The organism is Micromonospora sp. NPDC048947 (genome assembly GCF_040649495.1).
Classification (GTDB): Bacteria; Actinomycetota; Actinomycetes; order Mycobacteriales; family Micromonosporaceae; genus Micromonospora; species Micromonospora alfalfae.
Window position 1 is genome coordinate 136,253 of sequence record NZ_JBEZFO010000018.1, and the last position, 21,649, is coordinate 157,901.

Below are 21,649 nucleotides of genomic sequence, written 5' to 3' on the forward strand. Positions count from 1 at the left end.
GTATCCCCGCCCGCAATCTCGTTCAGGAGTGAGCCAGGCCGATGTCGCTGCTCGCCAGATTCAGCCTCGCCAACCGAGGGCTGATTGCCCTCATCGCGGTGGTGACCACGGTGTTCGGAGTGTTCGCCGTGCCGTCGCTGAAGCAGCAACTGCTGCCGTCGCTCGAGTTCCCGGCCGCGTTCATCGTGGCTCCCTACCCCGGAGCCGGCCCCGAGATCGTCGAGTCGCAGGTGACCGAGCCGATCGAGAACGCCCTCCAGGGCATCCCGGGGCTGGACCAGGTCACCTCCACCTCACGCGAGGGGGCGGCCACCGTCCAGGTGACGTACGAGTTCGGCACCGACCTCGACGACGTGGTCAACAAGATGCAGACCGCGTTGAGCCGGATCGACGCCCAACTGCCGGAGGGCGTCGACCCGCAGGTCATCGCGGGTAGCACCGACGACCTGCCGGCGGTGGTGCTGGCCGCGGCCGGCGCGGCGGACGAGCGGGCGCTCGCCGAGAAGCTGCGCGCGACCGTGGTGCCGGAGCTGGAGGGCATCGAGGGGGTACGCACCGTCGAGGTGACCGGCACCCGCGACAACGTCGTGGTGGTCACCCCGGACCCGGCGAAGCTGGCCGCCGCGAAGATCCAGCCGACGGCGATCGGCGCGGCGCTGAAGACCAATGGCGTGGCGGTTCCGGCCGGCGCGGTGACCGACGGCGCGTTGGCCCTCCCGGTGCAGGTCGGCACGCCGATCGCCACCCTGGAGGAGCTGCGCGGCATCGTTGTCGCCCCGGCCGCGGCACCGGTTCGCCTCGGTGACGTGGCGACGGTCGAGCAGCAGCTCGCACCGGCCACGGCGATCACCCGGACCAACGGCAAGGACAGCCTCGGCATCGCGGTCACGGCCTCGCCGGACGGCAACGCCGTGGAGATCTCGCACGAGATCAGGGACCGGCTCGACGATCTGAAGGACGCCTCCGGCGCGGAGCTGACGGTGGTCTTCGACCAGGCGCCGTTCGTCGAGAAGTCGATCGAGTCGTTGACGACGGAGGGCCTGCTGGGCCTGGTGATGGCGGTCATCGTCATCCTGGTCTTCCTGCTGTCGGTGCGCTCGACGGTGGTCACCGCGGTCTCCATCCCGCTCTCCGTGCTGGTGGCGCTGATCGCCCTGTGGATCGGCGACTACTCGCTCAACCTGCTCACCCTCGGCGCGTTGACGATCGCGGTCGGTCGGGTGGTCGACGACTCGATCGTGGTGTTGGAGAACATCAAACGACATCTGGAGTACGGCGAGGAGAAACGGCACGCCATCATCACCGGCGTCCGGGAGGTCGCCGGTGCGGTGACCGCGTCCACGCTCACCACGGTGGCGGTGTTCGCGCCGATCGCGCTGGTCGGCGGGTTCGTGGGCCAGCTCTTCGCGCCGTTCGCGATCACCGTGACGGTGGCTCTGCTCGCCTCGCTGCTGGTGTCGCTGACAGTGATCCCGGTCCTCGCGTACTGGTTCCTCAAGCCGCGCGGCGGCACCGCTGACGACGAGGCGGTACGGCACGCCGCGGAGGAGAAGGAGCTGCGCAGCCCGTTGCAGCGGGCGTACCTGCCCGTGATCGGGTTCGCCACCCGCAAGCGGTCGACCCGTTGGATCACCGTCGGGCTCGGCCTGCTGGTGCTCTTCGGCACGTTCGGTCTGGCGCAGAAGTTGGAGACCAACTTCCTGGACGACTCCGGCCAGGACACCCTCAACACGAGCCAGGAACTGCCGGCCGGCAGTGGCCTGGCGGCCACCGACGCGGCGGCCAAGCAGGTCGAGTCGGTGCTGTCCCGCACCGACGGTGTCGAGACGTACCAGGTGACAGCCGGCGGTGGGGACAACCCGTGGGCGGGCGGCGGCGGCAACAACGTCGCCAGCTGGTCGCTGGCGCTCGACGGTGACACCGACGCGAAGCAGATGCGTGAGGTGCTGCGCAAGGAGTTCGACAAGCTCGGCGCCGGTGTGGGTGAGATCAGCTTCGGTGGCGGGCAGGAGGCGTCGACCAGCCAGCTGGAGGTGATCGTCCAGGCCAGCGACCCGGAGACGCTGACCCGGGCCGCCGAGGAGGTGCGGGCCGCGATGGATGGCGTCCCGGACGTCGAGGACGTCTCCACCAGCCTGGCAGCGCGGGTACCGCGGGTCGACGTGGTGGTCGACCGGGTCGCCGCGGGTCGGGTCGGGCTCACCGAGGCCGCCGTGGGGCAGCTCGTGTCGCAGGCGTTCCGGGGAGCGCCGCTGGGTCAGGTAGCGCTCGACGGCCAGCAGCAGAACGTGGTGCTGCGGTTGGGCACGCAGCCGCCGACGACAGTGGAGGAGCTGCGCGCACTGCCTGTTGGTCCGGTCAAGCTGGGCGACATCGCGCAGGTCACCCAGGGCGAAGGCCCGCAGCAGGTCACCCGGATCGACGGTGAGCGCAGCGTGTCGGTGACCGGCGCGGCGACCGGGTCGAACCTGGGCGCGACCAGCCAGGAGTTGCAGAAGCGGCTGGACGGCATCAACGTCCCGGGTGCGAGTTTCACCATCGGTGGTGTCAGCGCGGATCAGGCGGATGCCTTCGCGGACCTGGGTCTGGCGGTGCTGGCCGCGATCGCCATCGTCTTCCTGATCATGGTGGCCACGTTCCGCAGCCTCACCCAGGCGTTGATCCTGCTGATCTCCATCCCGTTCGCGGCGACCGGTGCCATCGGTCTGCTGTTGGTCACCGGGACGCCGCTCGGTGTTCCGGCGCTGATCGGTGTGCTGATGCTGGTCGGCATCGTGGTGACCAACGCGATCGTGTTGCTCGACCTGATCAACCAGTACCGGGCGCAGGGCATGGGGGTCCGGGAGGCGGTGGTCGAAGGTGGCCGTCGCCGGCTGCGCCCGATCCTGATGACGGCGGTGGCGACCATCTTCGCGCTGCTGCCGATGGCGTTCGGGTTGACCGGTGAGGGCGGCTTCATCTCTCAGCCGCTGGCGGTCGTGGTGATCGGTGGTCTGCTCAGCTCGACGCTGCTCACGTTGATCCTGGTGCCGACGCTCTACACGATGGTGGAGCACACCAAGGAGTCGCTGCGGGCTCGGCGTGCACGGCGTCGTTCCGGAGGGTCGGCGGTGACCACGACGGAGACCGACGAGGTGCCGGCGCCGAACCAGGTCGCGGTGCCGAGCGGCGCGCCCGCCCCGGTCGCTGCCGAGGGTGTGCAGCCGGCCGGGCGACCCGCGCCGTCGGCCGCGTTGGTGGAGGGCACGGACCAGTTCGAGGTGCTGCGGTTGCCGCGTAGCCGTACCTCGCCGTTGCCTCCGGCGGAGCCGACCGAGTAGGTCGCAGCGCGCTTCGGAACGCCCCCGGCGGATTTTCGTCGGGGGCGTTCCAGGTTCATTCGACCGAAAACACTCCGACTCGACCACCCCATACTTTGTGTAACTTCTTGCATACTCCTCGTAGACGGGTGGGGAGTGTGGGTGAAGCGGGGCGGGCAGATGGCCGAGGGCGCGCGTGGGTGGGGGCGACGCGACCTGCTGCGCCGTGGCCTCCTGGTGGTGGGCGGTGTGGCCATCGGCGCCGGGACGTCCGAGGCGTGGTGGATCACTCATCGCCGGATGCCGATCGCCGGCGGCCCCGCCAGCACCACCCTCGGTAGCGGCCAACAGGATGTCGGCTCCGGCGCGCTGGAGGTCGTCTGGTCCGGGCGGACCAACCAACGCCTGGTGGCCCTCACCTTCGACGACGGCCCAGCACCACAGTGGACACCCATGGTGCTCGACACCCTGGCCCAGCACCGGGTTCCGGCCACCTTCTTCATGGTCGGGGCGCAGGTCCGTCGGCACGCCGACGTCGTCCGCGACCGGCTCGCCGGGCACGAGGTGGGCAACCACAGCTGGGAACACCGGGACCTGGCCGAACTGGACGCCGCCGAGGCGTACGACGACCTGCGCCGCAGTCACGACGCGATCACGGACCTGACCGGGGTGCCGCCGGCGCTCCTGCGCCCGCCCTACGGCCACCTGGGCGGGGCGGTGCTGCACGCGGCGGCCCGGCTGGACTATCGGCTGGTGCTCTGGTCGTTGCAGATGGTGGAGCGTCAGTTCCCCGACGATCCGGCCGGTCACGCCCAACGGATGGTGGCCGAGGTTCGGCCGGGAACGATAGTGCTCGGCCACGATGTGGGGGCGCGCCGGCGGCTGGTCGCGCTGCGGGGTCTGACCGACATGATCAACGGGCTACGGTCGCGCGGTTACACCTTCGTCACGGTTTCGGCGCTGCTGGGAGCAGGTGTGGCTCCGACACCGACCAGGTAGGGTCGCGCTCCGTGGCGTCCACCCTCTCGGTTCTGACCGGCAATCGGAGCTTTCGCAACCTGTTCCTCGCCGAGCTGGTGGTCTTCGGCGCCGACTGGTTCGTCATGGTGCCGCTGCTGGTGCTGCTGCCGCAACTGACCGGCAGCGGCGTCTGGGGCGCGCTGGTGTTGGCGGTGGACACCGGCATCGTGGCGTTGCTGCTGCCGTACACGGGCACGATCGCCGACCGCTTCGACCGCCGGAAGATCATGATCGCTGCGAACGTGGCCGCGCTCGCGGGCGTGTTGCTGCTGCTCGGCGTGCGCAACGCCGCAACGGCGTGGCTGGCGCTGGTGGCGATCGGTGTGGTGGCGGTCGCCAAGGCGTTCTACTCGCCGGCCGCCCAGGCCGCGCTGCCCAACGTGCTGGAGCCGCACGAACTCGCCGCGGGCAACGCCGTCGCCGGTTCTGCCTGGGGCACCATGACAGTGGTCGGTGCCTCGCTCGGCGGCGTGCTCAGCACCGCTGCCGGCCCGTACGTCTGCTTCTGGGTGGCGGCGGCGAGCCTCGCGGTGGCCGCGACCCTCGCCACCCGGATCCGCCGGCCGTTGCAGGCGCCCCGGGACACCGACCAACCGGCCCAGCGGACGTGGTCGGCGGTTCGCGAGGCGCTCGGCTACATCGGCCACCGCCCCCGGGTGCTCGCGCTGGTCACCGTCAAGTCCGCGGTGGGCCTGGGCAACGGCGTGCTGACGGTGTTTCCGCTGCTGGCCGGCGTGTACGGTGTGGGCCCGCTCGGCGCCGGCCTGCTCTTCGCCGTACGCGGCGCGGGAGCGTTGGTGGGGCCGATCCTGATGCGCCGGGTGTTGACCAACCGGGCCTGGCTGCTGCCCGGGCTCGCGCTGTCCATGTCGCTCTACGGCCTGTCCTACCTGGGCACCTCGGTGGTGCGATGGTTTCCGCTGGTGCTGCTGCTGGTCTTCGTGGCGCACTTCGCGGGTGGCAGCAACTGGGTGATGTCGAACTTCGCCCTTCAGGGTGAAGTTCCGGACCGGTTGCGGGGCCGCGTCTTCGCCACCGACATGATGCTGGCGACGCTGGCGATCTCGGTGAGTCAACTGGCGGTGGCCCTGGTGGTGGACTCGGTCGACGAACGGGTGGTGCTCGCCGGCTGCGGTCTGATCACTCTCGTGTACGCGGTCGGCTGGCGGATCGCCACCCGCCGGCTGTCGCTCACCGATCCGGCCGTCGAGCCGGTCCCGGACCCGGCCGGCTGAACTCGGCGGTCCCAGGCAGCGGGCGCGGGACCAGTTCGTCGGTCCCGGGCCCTAGCATGAGCGCGTGCCGACGAACTTCACCGCCGAGCCGGTCCGGGTCCGCGTCCCGGCGACCAGCGCCAACCTGGGCCCGGGCTTCGACGCGCTGGGTCTCGCGCTCGGGCTCTACGACGACGTGGCCGCCGAGATCGCCTCGGGTGGTGTCCGGGTGACAGTGACCGGGCAGGGCGCCGGTGAGCTGCCAGACGACGACCGGCACCTGGTGGTGAGCGCCATGCGCGCCGCGTTCGACGTGCTCGGGGCCCACCCCGCCGGGCTGAGCGTGGAGTGCGTCAACCGGATCCCCCAGGCACGTGGGCTGGGCTCCTCGTCCGCTGCGATCGTCGCCGGGGTGCTGCTGGCCCGTGCCCTCGTCGTCGATGGGGAGGACCGCCTCGACGACGCCGGTGCGCTGCGGCTGTGCGCCGAGATCGAGGGCCACCCGGACAATGTGGCGCCGTGCCTGCTCGGCGGTTTCACGCTGGCCTGGTCCGAGCCGGGCGGCGCCCGGGCGGTCTCCCTGCCGGTCGCCGAGGCGGTGCGGCCCACTGTTTTCGTCCCGGCAGAACGCGGTTTGACAGCGACCGCGCGGGCGGCTCTGCCGGCAACCGTGCCGCATGGTGACGCCGCGTTGACCGCCGGGCGGGCGGCGCTGCTGGTGCACGCGCTCACCACGGACCCGTCCCTGCTGCTGCCGGCCACCGTCGACCGACTCCACCAGGATTACCGCGCCGCTGGGATGCCAGGCACGTCTGCCCTGGTCAGCGCGTTGCGTGCGGCCGATGTGGCAGCTGTGGTCAGTGGGGCGGGGCCGACTGTGCTGGCGCTCAGCCAGCCTCCAGCGGGCTTCCCGGTGGGAACAGACTGGGAGATCTGGCAGTTACCGATAGACGTCAGCGGCGCGCGGGTCGCTCGGGGTAGACTTGGACACGCCGAGCGGGACCCTGTTGCCGCAGGTCGGAAGAGTTGATTACGCTCTAGACCTAGCACAGCCGCGAAGCACGCGATCTCCTGCGGGGCGGCGCACCCCCGAAGCTCTCGGCGGTCAGCCCGTCTACCCCTGCCAAAGGCCCACGCCGCACCGCAGTTTCCACAGGTCGCCGCAGACGGCGAGACCTGCTCACCGACGTTGGTGAGTCGGGATACCGACCGGCTGCTGTGTCACAGACTCCCGCGACGCGTCCTTGCGAGGCGGGTGCACCGAGGCCGCCCGGCCACCTGAGTTCCGACTCCGGGCAGTCCCGGCCTTATCGAGGGAAGGAATCCATTGAGCGACACCACCGACGTGACGTCGGATGTTTCCAACGTCGCTGGCGATGCCACCGCAGCCGCTCCCGCCCGTCGTCGGCGTAGCGGCACCGGTCTGTCGGCGATGCTGCTGCCGGAGCTGCAGAGCCTGGCTGCGTCGCTCGGCATCTCCGGCACGGCTCGCATGCGCAAGGGCGAGCTGATCGCCGCGATTTCCGAGCGGCAGGGCGGCAACGCCGCCGGGACCCCTCGACCACGGGCCGAGGTCGCGGCCGCGGCCGCCCCGACCCGTGAGGGAGTGCGCGCCGAGGTGCGGGAGACCGCCGACCGGCCGGCAGCCGAAGGACGCGGTGCCGAGCAGGCGCCGGCCGAGCCGGCCGCCGAGACCGAGGGCCGTAGCCGCACCCGGCGGAGCCGGACCGCAACGGCGGAGGCCCGTACCACCGAGGCTCGCCCCGCTGAGGCGCGGGCGACCGAGCCGCGGGCGACCGAGCCGCGGGCGACCGAGCCGCGGGCGACCGAGCCGCGGGCGACTGAGGCGCGGGTGACCGAGACGCGTACCGACGAGGCGGAAGCCGGCGAGCGGGCCGACCGTGGCGAGAACCGCCGCGACCGGGCCGAGCGTCCGGAGCGTGCCGAGCGGGGCGACCGTGCCGAGCGGGGCGACCGTGCCGACCGGGGCGAGCGCAACGACCGGACCGACCGTGCCGACCGAGGCGAGCGTGCCGACCGGGGCGAGCGCAACGACCGGACCGAGCGTGCCGACCGTGGCGAGCGGGCCGAGCGCAACGACCGGGGCGAGCGTGCCGATCGGGGTGAGCGGGCCGAGCGCAACGACCGGGGCGAGCGTGCCGATCGGGGTGAGCGGGCCGAGCGCAACGACCGACCCGACCGCGGTGACCGCAACGACCGCAACGACCGCAACGACCGCAACGACCGCAACGACCGTGGTCAGCGTGCCGAGCGGGACAGCGACGACGACGACGAGGGTGGCGGCCGGCGCGGCCGGCGCAGCCGCTTCCGGGACCGTCGCCGCGGGCGCGGCGAGCGCACCGAGACCGGTGCCGACACCGGCGGACGTGAGCCGCAGGTCAACGACGACGACGTGCTCGTCCCGGTGGCCGGCATCATCGACGTGCTCGACAACTACGCCTTCGTGCGGACGACCGGTTACCTGGCCGGCCCGAACGACGTGTACGTCTCGATGTCCCAGATCAAGAAGTACGGCCTGCGCCGCGGTGACGCGATCACCGGTGCGGTGCGGGCGGCCCGAGAGGGCGGCAACAGCGGCGACCAGCGGCGCGACAAGTACAACCCGCTGATGCGGCTGGACACGATCAACGGGATGGAGCCGGAGGAGGCGCGGCGTCGTCCGGAGTTCTACAAGCTCACCCCGCTCTACCCGCAGGAGCGCCTGCGGCTGGAGACCGAGCCGCACATCCTGACCACCCGGGTCATCGACCTGGTCATGCCGATCGGCAAGGGCCAGCGGGCACTCATCCAGTCTCCGCCCAAGGCGGGTAAGACGATGGTGCTGCAGGCGATCGCGAACGCGATCACCCGCAACAACCCGGAGTGCCACCTGATGGTGGTGCTGGTGGACGAGCGGCCTGAAGAGGTCACCGACATGCAGCGGTCGATCAAGGGCGAGGTCATCGCGGCCACGTTCGACCGTCCGCCGCAGGACCACACCACAGTGGCGGAGCTGGCCATCGAGCGGGCCAAGCGCCTCGTCGAGCTTGGACACGACGTCGTCGTGCTGCTCGACTCGGTGACCCGGCTCGGTCGGTCGTACAACCTGGCGGCGCCGGCCAGCGGCCGGATCATGTCGGGTGGTATCGACTCCACAGCGCTCTACCCGCCGAAGCGCTTCCTCGGCGCGGCCCGCAACATCGAGAACGGTGGGTCGCTGACCATCATCGCCACGGCGCTGGTGGAGACCGGTTCCATGGCGGACACGGTCATCTTCGAGGAGTTCAAGGGCACCGGCAACGCCGAGTTGAAGCTGGACCGGAAGATCGCCGACAAGCGGACCTTCCCGGCCATCGACATCAACCCGTCCGGTACGCGTAAGGAAGAGGTCCTGCTCGCACCGGAAGAGCTGGCCATCATCCACAAGCTCCGGAAGGTGCTGCACTCGCTGGACTCGCAGGCCGCGATGGATCTCCTGCTGGACCGGCTCAAGCAGTCCCGCACGAACATCGAGTTCCTGATGCAGATCGCGAAGTCGACGCCGGGGGAGTAACCATCCCCGCGTGACGACGAAGGGGCACGGCCATCGCGGCCGTGCCCCTTCGTCATGTCCCCCCGGCCGACATCCGCAGTCGGCGGGAGATGGCGCCCGCGGCGCGAGGTGGTGGAATTTTCCTTCGGTTAAGTCGACAGGTATTGAAACTTCTATTCATTGCCGGGTTGACTGTCGTCCATGCGTACCCGCAGACGATCCGCCCGCCGCACCGGCGTCCTGCTGCTGACGCCGCTGCTCGCCCTGGCCCTGTCGCCGCCGGCCACCGCCGCACCCACCATCGACCCGCCCACAGTGGCCTCGTCGTCAGTGGCCTCACCCACCATCGCCGAGGACGCGCCGCCCGCGTCCTCCCGCCCGGCCGGCTCGGTCAGCCTGGCCACTGCCCCGACCACCGGCGCTGGTGGTCTGGAGCCGGCCGGCGGGCTGGAGACCACGAAGGCCACCCGGCCGGTCGCGCCGGGCGTGCAGCTGACGTCCTTCGACCGGTACGACGCCGAGGGCTGGCTGCGCGCCGACGCGCTCACCACCGACCTGGCCGGCGGCTCCACCGTCGACTACGTCAACTCCGGCGCTGTCAGCCGGGCCGAGCCGCTGCGAAAGGCGGTGGACCAGACGCACGCCGTCGCCGCTGTCAACGGCGACTTCTTCGACATCAACAACTCCGGCGCCGCCCAGGGCGTCGGCGTCCGTGACGGCGAGCTGATCCAGTCGGGGGTCAGCGGTCACCGCAACGCGGTGGCGGTCACCACGAACGGGCTCGGGCGGGTGGTCGAGGTGAACTTCGACGGCAGCGCGACGCTGCCCACCGGGCCGGTCCCGCTGACCCAGTTCAACAACATGGTGCAGGCCGACGGCATCGGCGCCTTCACCGAGCTGTGGGGGACGTACTCCCGGCAGCGTGCCGTCGAGGGCGCGGACCGGGTGGTCGAGGTCACAGTGACCGGCGGTCGGGTGGCCGCCGTGGGAAGCGTGGCCGGCAGCGGCCCGATCGTCGCGGGGAGCACCGTGCTGCTCGGCCGCGACCTCGGCGCGGACGCGCTGTCCGACCTGCGCCCCGGTGACCCGGTGGCGGTGGCCTGGCGGCCGAAGCCCGCCGATGGCAGCACCCTGCACGCGGCGGTCGGGGGCGGCAACGTCCTGGTCCGCGACGGCGTCGTGCAGAGCATCGCCGACCCGACCCTCGCCCCCCGCACCGCCGTCGGGTTCAGCGCCGACGGCCGCAAGATGATCATGTTGACGGTGGACGGGCGTCAGGTCGACAGCCGTGGCGTGACGCAGACGGAGATGGGCCGGATGATGGCCGAACTGGGTGCCCACCACGCGCTCAACCTGGACGGTGGCGGATCGTCCACGCTGCTGGCCCGGGAGCCGGGCGCGCCCGCCGTGCAACTGGAGAACGGCCCCTCCGACGGCAGCGAGCGGGCCGTGCCCAACGGCCTGGCCATCTACGCGCCGAAGGGCAGCGGTCGACTCACCGGCTACTGGGTCGAAACGGCCAGCGACCCCACCGCCGCCCCGGGCGTCTCACCGGTGCGAGGCGGGCGGCCCGACCGGGTCTTCCCCGGGCTGACCCGCACCATCACCGCATCCGGCTACGACGAGACGTACGGCCCGGCGGCCGGCGCCCCCACCTGGCGGGCGACCCCGGCGGTACGCGGCCGCATCGACAGTGACGGCGTGTTCCACGCCGGCGCGCCAGGGGCCGGCACTGTCACCGCCGCACGGGGGCGGGTCACCGGCTCGCTGAACCTCACAGTCCTCGGCCCGCTGGCCCGGATCGGCACCACCGAGCCGCGGGTCGGGCTGACCGGCCAGGACGGTAACGCAGTCGTCGGCGTGGTCGGGTACGACGCCGAAGGTAACACCGCGCCGATCGAGCCGGCCGACCTCACCCTCGACTACGACAGGGACCTGCTGCGGATCACCCCCACCGGGGACGGCAACCTGTCCATCGCCGCGTTACGGGACACCGGCTCGGGCCTGGTGACCGTTCACGTCGGAGGCACGAGCGCTGTCCTGCCGGTCACCGTCGGGCTGACCGACGTGCCGGTCGCCGGTTTCGACGACGCCGCGTCCTGGCGGTTCAGCCAGGCCCGGGCCAGCGGTTCGGTGGCTCCGGCCCCCGGGCACACCGGCACCGGCCTGCGAATGTCGTACGACTTCAGCCAGTCCACCGGCACGCGGGCCGCGTACGCCGACCCGCCCGCCTGGATCGAGGTGCCCGGCCAGCCGCAGGCATTCGGGATGTGGATCCACGGCAACGGCACCGGGGAGTGGCCCAGCCTGCACCTGCACGACGCCCAGGACACCCAGCACGTGCTGCGTGGCCCACTGATCACCTGGACGGGCTGGCGCTACGTGGAGTTCGCGGTGCCGGCCGGGGTGCAGTACCCGGTGCGGGTACGCCGCTTCTACGTGGCCGAGACGAACGCCGCGGCGCAGTACACCAGCGAGGTGATCATCGACGACCTGGTGGCGAAGGTGCCACCGACTGTCGACGTGCCGGCGGTGGCCCCGCGTACCGATCGGGTGGTGGTCCGCGACGGCACCGTGGACGGCGCGCCGTGGCGGTTCGCGGTGCTCTCCGACGCCCAGTTCGTCGCCGCCGACCCGGACAGCGACCTCGTTGCCCAGGCCCGGCGGACGTTGCGCGAGGTGCGGGCGGCCCGGCCGGACTTCCTCCTGATCAACGGCGACTTCGTGGACACCGCCTACCCGGCGGACTTCGCGCTGGCCCGGCGGATCCTCGACGAGGAGTTGGGCGACGCGCTGCCCTGGTACTACGTGCCCGGCAACCACGAGATCATGGGCGCCCCGATCAGCAACTTCGCTGCCGCCTTCGGTGCCACCTCCCGGGTGTTCGACCACAACGGCACCCGGTTCGTCACGCTGAACTCGTCCACCGGGACGCTGCGCGGCGGAGGCTTCGACCAGGTACGGATGCTCCGCGAGACGCTGGACGCGGCGGCCACCGACCGGCGCGTGGGTTCGGTCGTCGTCCTGCACCACCACCCGCCGCGTGACCCCAGCCCGGCGCAGGCCAGCCAGCTCGGCGACCGCAAGGAGGCGGCGCTGCTGGAGCAGTGGCTGGCCGACTTCCAGCACCGCACCGGCAAGGGCGCGCTGTTCGTGGGCGGGCACGTCGGCACCTTTCACGCCGACCGGGTGGACGGGGTGCCGTACGTGATCAACGGTAATGCGGGCAAGACGCCGTCCACCCCTGCCGACCAGGGCGGCTTCACCGGTTGGACGGAGTTCGGCGTGGACCCGGTGACCCCGGCCGAGGCCGACCGGGCCCGTCGTGACCCGCTCGCCGAGGGCCCGCGCTGGGTGGACGCGGAGTTCCACGCGCACACCGATCGGCTCGCGCTGACCGCCCCGGCCAGCGTCGCGGTCGGCACCCCGGCGTCGGTGACCGCCACGCTGACCCAACCCGGTGGGCGTACGGTCCCGGTGGCCGCCCCGGTCAGCGCCGACTGGTCGGCCTCGCCGGGAGTGCACGTCGGCTCGGCGGCCGGGGTGCGCCAGTGGCACACGGCCCGATTCGACCCGGCCACCGGCACCCTGACGGCGCTGCGGCCCGGCGCGCCGATCCGTCTGACAGTCGAGGTCAACGGCGTCCGCGCCGAGGCCACCACCACCGTCACCGGGTGACCTGTCCGGACGGGCCCCCACGCGTGGGGCCCGTCCGGACGCCTCAGAAGTCGCCGTCGGCCACCTGGAAGACGGTGAGACCGAGAGATCGCCACATCTGGACCACCTGGACACGGTCGTCGAAGACGCCGGCCACCCGGTAGGTGTCCCGGATCTCCCGGTCGTAGATCTCCCGCTTGACGATCGAGTCCTTCCGGGAGTCGCCGACGGCCCGCAGGTGCAGGTCCAGGTAGGGCACTCGTACGTGCCGGGCCAGCCACGCCTCGGTGTCCGCGCGGGCGGAGGCGTCCCTCCCCGAGCAGAAGACCACCCCGTACCCGGCCGCGTGCATCGCCCGGACCGCCGCGATCACCGCCGGGTTCGGCGCGTCCTGGCCCACCCGGGTCATGTCGTACGGGCTGCGGGAGACGGCCAGCGCGACGGTGCCGTCGATGTCCACCAGGACGATCTCCGGTGGCTCGGTCGACGGCGGGTGCACCACGGCGGGGCGTCCGGTGCGGGCCTGCGGCACCGGCAACGGCAACTCCCGCCCCTGCAGGTACCGCTCGTGCAGCCGGCGGATCGCGTCCGCGCCGACCTGGTCGGCGGCCGGACGGGCGGCGTCGCGGCGCAGGCACTCGTCCAGCGGCACGTCGGTGAAGTCGTGCACCTCGAAGTCCGCGCCGTGGCGGGCGGCCAGCTCGGCCCAGCCCCGCAGGGTTCGCGCGCGCAGGTTGGTGTCGTCCACGCAGACGTCCGCTCGGGCCCGCAGCAGCGCCTCGACCTGAGCCTGCTGTACGGCTGTCACCTGCGCCTCGGCCCACTGCGTGAACAACCGCTCGCCGTGCAGCATCCGGCGCAGATCGTCCCGGTTGACCCGGAGCACCGACGGCTGGAGCGTGCGGGCGAACGTCGTCTTGCCGGAGGCGGGCAGTCCCCGGGTGGCGATCAGGCGGGTCATCGACGCACCTCCGGCTCGACGGGCGTACCCCGGCCGGGGTACCTGGCGGCGGTCCGCCGGACGCGCGAATGCCCCACCAGCCGGCGGGAATGCGGACGGGTAGGCACGTGTTGACGATGCCGGACGAGGTGTGCGGCCCGATTACCGGGTGGGCTCAGGCCCATGGCACACTGGTCAATCGGCCACCGGTTCCGGTTCACGCCCGAGCCCGTCGCGTACGGCGCGACGAGCGATGACGGCGACCCGGCGACCACCAACGAGAGGACCGAGGCGACATGAAGGCAAACATCCACCCGGAGTACGTGACCACCGAGGTCAGCTGCTCCTGTGGCAACACGTTCACGACCCGCAGCACCGCCAAGGGCGGGGCGATCCACGCCGAGACCTGCAGCGCCTGCCACCCGTTCTACACCGGTAAGCAGCGCGTTCTCGACACCGCCGGCCGGGTCGCGAAGTTCCAGCAGAAGTACGCCAAGGTTCAGGCCAAGAAGGCCAAGTAACTCCTCGTTCGGCGCCCGCGTCCGGTTTTCCACCGGACGCGGGCGCCGTCCGCGTTTTCCTCCACTTCCGCCCGGCCGCTGGCCCCCCGGCCCCGGCCCGGTCGTCGCGCACCGTCGAAGGAGCATCCGCAGCATGAGCAGCGAGCGTCTGGCCGGCCTTCTCGACGAGTACGCGGAGCTGGAGAAGCGGTTGGCCGATCCGGCCATCCACGCCGACCAGGCGACCGCGCGCAGGGTCGGCCGCCGGTACGCCGAGCTGGTGCCGCTGCACAAGGCCGCCGACGAGTTGGAGCAGGCCCGCGCCGATCTGGCCGCGGCTCGCGAGTTGGCCGCCGAGGACCCGTCCTTCGCGGGTGAGGCGGACGCCATCGCCGGGTCCCTGCCGGTGCTGGAGGAGCGGCTCGCCGAGCTGCTCATTCCGCGCGACCCGCACGACGCCAAGGACGTGATCGTCGAGATCAAGGCCGGTGAGGGTGGCGAGGAGTCGGCGCTGTTCGCCGGTGACCTGCTGCGGATGTACACCAGGTACGCCGAGCGGCACGGCTGGGTCACCGAGGTGATCGACGCGCAGGATTCCGACCTCGGCGGGGTCAAGGACGTCTCCCTGGCGATCAAGACCAAGGGGGTGCCGGACGGTGGCAACGGCGTCTGGTCGCGGCTCAAGTGGGAGGGCGGCGTGCACCGGGTGCAGCGTGTCCCGGTGACCGAGTCGCAGGGCCGGATCCACACCAGCGCCGCCGGAGTGCTGGTGCTGCCGGAGGCCGAGGACGTCGACGTCACGATCGACCAGAACGAACTGCGCATCGACGTGTTCCGCTCGTCCGGCCCGGGTGGCCAGTCGGTGAACACCACCGACTCGGCGGTGCGGATCACCCACCTGCCGACCGGCATCGTCGTCTCCTGCCAGAACGAGAAGTCCCAGTTGCAGAACCGGGAGCAGGCGATGCGGATCCTGCGGGCCCGGCTGCTCGCCGCTGCCCAGGAGCAGGCCGACGCCGCCGCCTCGGACGCGCGCAAGGCCCAGGTGCGCACCGTGGACCGCTCGGAGCGGATCCGCACCTACAACTTCCCGCAGAACCGGATCACCGATCACCGGATCGGCTACACCGCGTACAACCTGGACCTGGCGCTCGGCGGCGAGCTGGACGGGGTGCTGGACGCCCTCACCGAGGCCGACCGGGCCGCCCGGCTCGCCGGCGACACCGAGCTGACCCGCCGCTGACCGCAGCACCGAGCTGGCCCCAGCACGCCCGGTCGATCATGGAGTCGTGGTGGGTCGGTTGTGGTGTCGTGGGGCTTTTCTGAGGCACCACAACTCCTTGATCGACCCCGCCGGGTGGGGGCGATCAGCTCGCGCGGGGGCGGGTCTTGGCGCGGAGCATCTCGCGGTCGGCCTGCTCGAACGCGACGCTGAGCGCGTCGCGTAGCCCGCTGCCACCGGAGACCTCGGCGAAGCCGATGCTGACCCCGACCGGGGTGCCCGGGACCAACGACTCCCAGTCCTCCAGGCGGACCGCCGCCTCGATCCGGCGGGCCACCTCGGTGGCCTCGGTCATGCCGGTGTCCGGCAGCACCACAACGAACTCGTCACCGCCGTAGCGGGCCACGAAGTCGCCCCGGCGCATCACCCGGTTAATCACGCCGGCGATGCGTTGCAGCACCAGGTCGCCCGAGTGGTGCCCGTGCCGGGTGTTCACCGCCTTGAAGCCGTCCAGGTCGCAGACGCCGATCACCACCCGGTCGCCGCGGGTGACCACGGCCGTGATGTATCGCTCCAGCCGGCGGCGGTTCGGCAGCCCGGTGAGCGGGTCGGTCAACGCCTCGCCCTCGAAGCGGGCCGCCTCGCGGCGCATCTCCTCGTGGTCGATGCGGGCGGCGATGCCGTCGATGTAGACGTCGCGCAGTCTGTCGTTGCGCTGCGCGGCGAGCCGGAACGCCAGCCGATCGGCCCGGTGCGCCGCCAGGTGGTCCCCGGCGCGGGTCAACGCGATGCTGCGCAGCCGGGCCGGCTCGGCCGCCCCGAGCGTCTCGTTGGAGACCTGGACGGTGTCCAGTCGCGCGACCGCCTCGATCGGCCGACCGTCGGCGACGGCGAGGCACACCTGCCCGAGCTGACGCAGGTCGCGGGCGCGGGCGCTGTCCCCGCCGTGGGTGATCAACCGGGCCGGCTCGGGGCCCTCGGTCGCCACCTGGTCGCCGAGCGCTGCCTGTCGGGCCGCCGCGTAGCCGTACGCGGCGAGGCTGCTCGGGCGTAGCTGGCCGGCCCGGCCGGCGCGGACGAAGCGGGTCAGGTCGGCGGCCACGTCCCGGAGCACCCGCAGACACCCATCGCTGTCGCCGTTGTGGTCAAGGGCCACGGCGTTGCGCAGCCGGATGCCCGGCGCGGCGAACGTCTCCTCCGGGATCCCGGCGGTCAGCCCGAGCTGCCGGGCCCGTTCGATGGCGCCCAGGGCGTACCCGTGGAAGCTGAGGTAGCTGTAGGCCATGGCCAGGTCGTGCCAGCCCCAGGCGGTGTCCCGGTCCGGGTCGGCGACGGCGCCCAGCGCCCGGGCCGCTCGGACGAGGTGCATGACGCAGCGGTCCAGTGCGCCCTGGTGGTGCGCGGCGAGCGCAGCGAGGGCGTTGAGGTGACCGTGCAGATAGGGCTCGGCGAGGTCGCGGACCGCCGCCGACGCCTCTTCGATGGCCCGGGTGAACTCCGCGGTCCGACCGAGATTGATCAGCGCGGAGAGGCGCTGCACCATCGCGTCCGCTCGCGCCGCCGGGTCGTTGGTGGTGCGGATCACACGCTCCAGCAGGACGTACGCCTCCGCGGAGCGGCTGGCCTCCTGCAACGCCCGGGCGTGCGTCAGGGCGTCAACCTGGTCATCGACCCGGTCGAGCCAGCCCACCCGTCAACCTCCTGTCGTGCGCGCCCGGGCGCACCTGTTCGTCACGTCGCCCGCGACGCTTCATGATTATGTCGTGAGTACTTTGCCGCAACACCCCCCCGAAGGGACAGGCCCCATCCGGCCGTCCGCCGCGGTGGCCCGAGTGGCCCGCGCGCTCGCCGCCGCCGGGGTCGGGTCCGCCCGGGTGGAGGCCGAGTTGCTGATGGCGTACGTGCTCGGGGTTCCCCGGGGTCGGTTGGCTCTCGCCGACGACCTGAGCGACGACCAGTTGGTGCGGCTCGACGGGTTGACGCGCCGCCGCGCCGCGCGCGAGCCGTTGCAGTACCTGACCGGTCGGGCCGGGTTCCGGCACCTGGAGTTGTCGGTCGGCCCGGGTGTCTTCGTGCCCCGACCGGAGACCGAACTGTTGGCCGGCTGGGGTGTCGAGCAGGCCCAGGGTCGACCCGCCCCCGTGGTGGTGGACCTGTGCAGCGGCTCGGGCGCGATCGCGTTGGCGGTGGCCCAGGAGCTGCCGGGAGCGCGGGTGATCGCGGTGGAGCGGTCCCCGGAGGCGCTGGCCTGGCTGCGCCGCAACGCGGCGGAGCGCGCCGCGGCGGGGGACCGCCCGATCGAGGTGGTAGAGGCCGACGTGACAGCGCCGGACCTGCTGGCCGAGCTGGTGGGCCGGGTGGACGTGCTGCTCTGCAACCCGCCGTACGTGCCGGACGACGTGGTGGTCCCGCCGGAGGTGGCCGGGCACGACCCGGCGGAGGCGGTCTTCGGCGGCGCGGACGGTCTGGTGGTGATCCGGCCGGTCGTCGCCCGGGCGGCGGTGCTGTTGCGCCCGGGGGGCGTGTTCGGCGTCGAGCACGACGACACCCACGGTGCGGCGGTGCCTGAGCTGCTCGCTCAGGGCGACGGCTTCACCGCTGTCGCGGAGCATCTCGACCTCGCCGGGCGTCCCCGCTACGCGACGGCGTCCCGACGGGCGGACGGCCAGCACGCCCCGATCGGGGCGGCGTGGCAGACTGACTCCTCGTGATGCTCTACGACTGCCGGTCGCCCGCCGATCGGGACCGCGGCATCGCTGCGGCGATCGAGGCGGTCAAGAACGGCGAGCTGGTCGTTCTTCCGACGGACACCGTGTATGGGATCGGCGCGGACGCGTTCACCCCGTACGCGGTGAAGGCGCTGCTCGATGCCAAGGGCCGGGGTCGGCAGATGCCGCCGCCGGTGCTGATCGGCTCGCGGCACACCCTGGACGGGTTGGTCTTCTCGCTGCCCACTGCCGCACGGGACCTCGTGGAGGCGTTCTGGCCGGGTGCCCTGACGATCGTGGTCGAGCACTCGCCGAGCCTGCAGTGGGACCTGGGCGACAAGACCGGCACGGTGGCGGTGCGGATGCCGCTGCACCCGGTCGCGTTGGAGGTGCTGCGCGAGACCGGTCCGATGGCGGTCTCGTCGGCCAACAAGACCGGCCAGCCGGCAGCTGTCACCGCCGACGAGGCGCGTGACCAGCTCAGCTACTCGGTGCGGGCCTACCTGGAGGCCGGTCCCTGCCCGGATCCGGTACCGAGCACGATCGTGGATCTGACCGGTGAGGTGCCGCAGCTCCTGCGGGCCGGGGCGATCCCGTTGGAGAAGCTGCGCGACGTGGTTCCGGATCTCGTCGACGGTCGGGCGGTCTGAGTGCCCCCGTTCACTGTTCTGCACGTCTGCATGGGCAACATCTGCCGCTCGCCGATGGCGGAGCGGCTGCTGGCCCTGGCGGTGCGGGAGCGGCTGACCCGGCGTTCGCAGGACCCTGCCCAGGCCGAGGAGCTGGTGCACAGCCACAGCGCCGGCACGGGTGGCTGGCACGCGGGCGAGGAGATGAACCCGCCGGCGGCACGGCAGGTCACCGGCCGTGGTGGGGACGTGGAAGGGTTCGCCGCGCGCAAGCTGCGCTCGGACCACATCGACGCCGCCGACCTGGTCCTGACCGCCACCGCCGATCAGCAGGAGTACGTGGTGGCGCTTCGTCCGGACGCGGCGGCCCGCACATTCGTGCTGGGCGAGTTCGGTCGGCTGCTGGCTGCCGTGGACGCCGCCGCGCTGCCGCCGGGTGACGCCACCCCGGAGGCCGTGTACGCCCGCGGGGTGGCACTGGTGGCGGCGGCTCACGACGCGCGCCTCGGCGCCTCGGCGCTGACCACCGATGATCTTGATGACCCGTGGGGTCGTGGCGACCAGTGCTTCAGCAGGGTCGCCGACGAGATCGAGGAGACGGTCCACCCGCTGGCCGGCGCGCTGCTGCCCTGAGCGTGGTGCGAGTTTCCTCCGGGTTTGGGGAAAACCCAGGGCTAAAGGGGCGTTCCGGGTCATTCTGAACTGGTCCTAGCGTGACCGGCTCCTGCGGGGAGAGCTGATGATCCGGGCCCAATTCGACAAACTGCTGACCGTGGTGATCGCCGGAGTGCTGGCCGGGTTGGTGCTGGCCGCCGCCGCACTGCCAGCAGCCCTGGTCTTCGGGATCGGCTTCAGCGCCCTGTCGACGCCGTACTCGGAGCTGCCGAACACACTCCGGACGCCGCCCACCGCGCAGCGCTCCAACCTCTACGCCAACGACGGCACGACCCTGATCACCTCCTTCTACCAGGAGGACCGGGTGGACGTGCCGCTGCACGAGGTGGCTCCGGTGATGCGCCGGGCCATCGTGGCCGCCGAGGACGTCCGGTTCTACCAGCACAGCGGGGTCGACCTGCGGGGCGTGGTGCGCGCGTTCACAGTCAACAAGCGCGACGGCCAGACCCGGCAGGGCGCCTCCACGCTGACCATGCAGTACGTCCGCAACGTGCTCAGCAACGACCCTCGGCTGACCGAGGCGCAACGGGACGCCGCCACCGAACTCACCACAGTCCGCAAGCTCCAGGAGATGCGGTACGCGCTCGCGTTGGAGCGGGAACTCGACAAGGACGAGATCCTGACCCGCTACCTCAACATCGCCTACTTCGGTGCCGGGGCGTACGGCATCGCGGCGGCCAGCAAGCGGTACTTCTCCCGGTCCCCGGCCGAGTTGACACTGGCCCAGGCGGCACTGCTCGCCGGTCTGGTGCGTTCGCCGGACAGCGACGATCCGATCAACGGCGACGCCGACAGCGCCGTCGCCCGACGGTCGTACGTGTTGGAGCGGCTGGTGGAGACGGGGCAGGTGCCGGCGGACGCGGCGGCCGCTGCCCGCGCCGAACCGCTGCAACTGCGGCCCAGCGAGACCCCGAACGACTGCACGGGAGTGCCCGACGGGCACAACGACTGGGGCTTCTTCTGCGACTGGTTCACCCGCTGGTGGAGCAGCCAGTCCGCGTTCGGGGCGACCGCCGACGACCGGCAACGCGCACTGCGCCGGGGCGGCTTCTCCATCGTGTCGTCGCTGGACCCGGGGGTGCAGCGGGCCACCACCGAGCAGGTGCTGAAGATCTATCCGACGACCAGGGCCGAGGCGGTGCCCACCGCGGTGGTGCAACCGGGCACCGGGCGGGTGCTGGCGATGTCGGTGAACCGTGCCTACAGCGTGGCGGACAACCCGGTCGGGCAGAAGAACCGCCCGAACACCGTCAACCAGTTGGTCGCTGGCGGCGGCGCGATCGAGGGTTACCAGGGCGGTTCGACGTTCAAGCTCTTCACCCTGCTGGCCGCGCTGGAGTCGGGCCTGCCGCTGTCGACCAACTTCGTGGCGCCGACGCAGTTGCTCACCCGCTTCCCGGTGACCGGGGAGGCGAGCTGCGACGGACGGTGGTGCCCGGCGAACGCCAGCCCGTCGTCGATGGACGGCCCCCGCACCATGTGGAGCGCGTTCGGCCGCTCGGTGAACACGTACTTCGCCTGGCTCACCGAGAAGGTCGGCGCCGACCGGGTGGTGGAGATGGCCGAGCGGCTCGGCATCGTGTTGCGGGCCGAGTCCGACGCCAAGCTGGCCCGCTACGGCGCGAAGGACTGGGGTCCGTTCACCCTGGGCGTGGCCGCGACCACCCCGTTGGACCTGGCCAGCGCGTACGCCACAGTGGCGGCCGAGGGAACCTGGTGCGCGCCGCTGCCGGTGGTCTCGATCACCGACTCGGGCGGCCGGCCGGTCGACGCCGCCAAGCCGGACTGCCGACAGGTGCTCGACCCCGATGTGGCGCGGGCGGCCACCGACGCGGCCCGCTGCCCGGTCGGCGACCAGTCGATGTACGGACGCTGCGACGGTGCCACAGCACCCGGGTTGCGGGCGAAGCTCGGCCGTCCGGTGGCGGGAAAGACCGGCAGTTCGGAGCGGTACGAGACGGAGACGGTGGTGGCGTTCACCCCGCAGCTCGCGGTCGCCTCGATGGCCGCGAACCCGGACGATCCCCGGGACGCTGTCGGTCAGACGGTGCAGGCCCAGATGGTGAACGCGGTCGGTGAGGTGCTCGCCTTCGCCCTGCGCGACCAACCGGTCCGCGACTTCGTCCCGCCGAGCGAACGAACCGCCTTCCAAACCCAACCCCAAGCCGGCAACTAACCCCCACCCCACCACGCTCGCCGATCTTGCACTTTCTGCCGCGACAAAAGGCGCCAAGGTCTGCAAATCGCCAACAC

14 protein-coding genes are annotated in these 21,649 nt (G+C 71.9%); 12 read left to right on the top strand and 2 right to left on the bottom strand.

The window, feature by feature from the left end; all coding sequences use genetic code 11:
* The first annotated feature begins 41 nt into the window (after nt 1-41).
* The 6 genes from AB0B98_RS24620 (at nt 42) to AB0B98_RS24645 (ending at nt 12,743) form a co-directional block, all read left to right on the top strand.
* Nucleotides 42-3,320, top strand: coding sequence for an efflux RND transporter permease subunit (locus tag AB0B98_RS24620; RefSeq protein WP_357365592.1), 3,279 nt, complete (start codon nt 42-44; stop codon nt 3,318-3,320).
* Between the two features lie 141 nt (nt 3,321-3,461).
* Nucleotides 3,462-4,298, top strand: a complete 837-nt coding sequence (locus tag AB0B98_RS24625) for a polysaccharide deacetylase family protein (protein ID WP_357365594.1) — start codon at nt 3,462-3,464, stop codon at nt 4,296-4,298.
* Between the two features lie 11 nt (nt 4,299-4,309).
* The gene (locus AB0B98_RS24630; RefSeq protein WP_357365596.1) at nt 4,310-5,554 is read left to right on the top strand and encodes an MFS transporter; all 1,245 of its coding nucleotides are present in this window, start codon (nt 4,310-4,312) and stop codon (nt 5,552-5,554) included.
* Between the two features lie 64 nt (nt 5,555-5,618).
* On the top strand, nt 5,619-6,563 hold the full coding sequence (gene thrB / locus AB0B98_RS24635) for a homoserine kinase (RefSeq protein ID WP_357365598.1): 945 nt from the start codon (nt 5,619-5,621) through the stop codon (nt 6,561-6,563).
* A gap of 297 nt (nt 6,564-6,860) precedes the next feature.
* Nucleotides 6,861-9,086: a transcription termination factor Rho gene (rho, locus tag AB0B98_RS24640; protein ID WP_357365599.1), complete on the top strand. Its 2,226-nt coding sequence runs from the start codon at nt 6,861-6,863 to the stop codon at nt 9,084-9,086.
* A gap of 180 nt (nt 9,087-9,266) precedes the next feature.
* Nucleotides 9,267-12,743, top strand: coding sequence for a phosphodiester glycosidase family protein (locus tag AB0B98_RS24645; RefSeq protein ID WP_357365601.1), 3,477 nt, complete (start codon nt 9,267-9,269; stop codon nt 12,741-12,743).
* A gap of 43 nt (nt 12,744-12,786) precedes the next feature.
* Here the strand turns inward: AB0B98_RS24645 and AB0B98_RS24650 are convergent, their stop codons facing one another.
* Nucleotides 12,787-13,683, bottom strand: a complete 897-nt coding sequence (locus AB0B98_RS24650; RefSeq protein WP_357365603.1) for an AAA family ATPase — start codon at nt 13,681-13,683, stop codon at nt 12,787-12,789.
* Between the two features lie 275 nt (nt 13,684-13,958).
* On the opposite strand from AB0B98_RS24650, the gene rpmE reads away from it, so the two are divergent.
* Nucleotides 13,959-14,183: a 50S ribosomal protein L31 gene (gene rpmE, locus AB0B98_RS24655; RefSeq protein ID WP_030333150.1), complete on the top strand. Its 225-nt coding sequence runs from the start codon at nt 13,959-13,961 to the stop codon at nt 14,181-14,183.
* A 133-nt stretch (nt 14,184-14,316) separates the two neighbouring features.
* On the top strand, nt 14,317-15,405 hold the full coding sequence (prfA, locus tag AB0B98_RS24660) for a peptide chain release factor 1 (protein ID WP_238670542.1): 1,089 nt from the start codon (nt 14,317-14,319) through the stop codon (nt 15,403-15,405).
* Nucleotides 15,406-15,529: 124 nt separating this feature from the next.
* Here prfA and AB0B98_RS24665 read toward each other — a convergent pair whose 3' ends face one another.
* A complete protein-coding gene (locus AB0B98_RS24665) occupies nt 15,530-17,074 on the bottom strand; it encodes a GGDEF domain-containing protein (protein WP_238670541.1) in 1,545 nt (514 codons plus the stop codon).
* Nucleotides 17,075-17,147: 73 nt separating this feature from the next.
* Here AB0B98_RS24665 and prmC point away from each other — a divergent pair, with 73 nt between their 5' ends.
* The 4 genes from prmC (at nt 17,148) to AB0B98_RS24685 (ending at nt 21,572) form a co-directional block, all read left to right on the top strand.
* Entirely contained in the window at nt 17,148-18,095 is a 948-nt protein-coding gene (gene prmC / locus AB0B98_RS24670) for a peptide chain release factor N(5)-glutamine methyltransferase (protein WP_357365605.1), read from the top strand.
* A complete protein-coding gene (locus AB0B98_RS24675; RefSeq protein WP_091406475.1) occupies nt 18,095-18,742 on the top strand; it encodes an L-threonylcarbamoyladenylate synthase in 648 nt (215 codons plus the stop codon). The genes prmC and AB0B98_RS24675 overlap by 1 nt, the downstream gene beginning before the upstream one ends.
* Complete coding sequence (locus tag AB0B98_RS24680; protein WP_238670539.1) at nt 18,743-19,354, top strand: phosphotyrosine protein phosphatase; 612 nt, start codon at nt 18,743-18,745, stop codon at nt 19,352-19,354.
* A gap of 106 nt (nt 19,355-19,460) precedes the next feature.
* Nucleotides 19,461-21,572 (top strand): transglycosylase domain-containing protein, encoded by a 2,112-nt coding sequence (locus tag AB0B98_RS24685; protein ID WP_357365607.1) that lies wholly within the window; start codon nt 19,461-19,463, stop codon nt 21,570-21,572.
* Nucleotides 21,573-21,649: the final 77 nt, after the last annotated feature.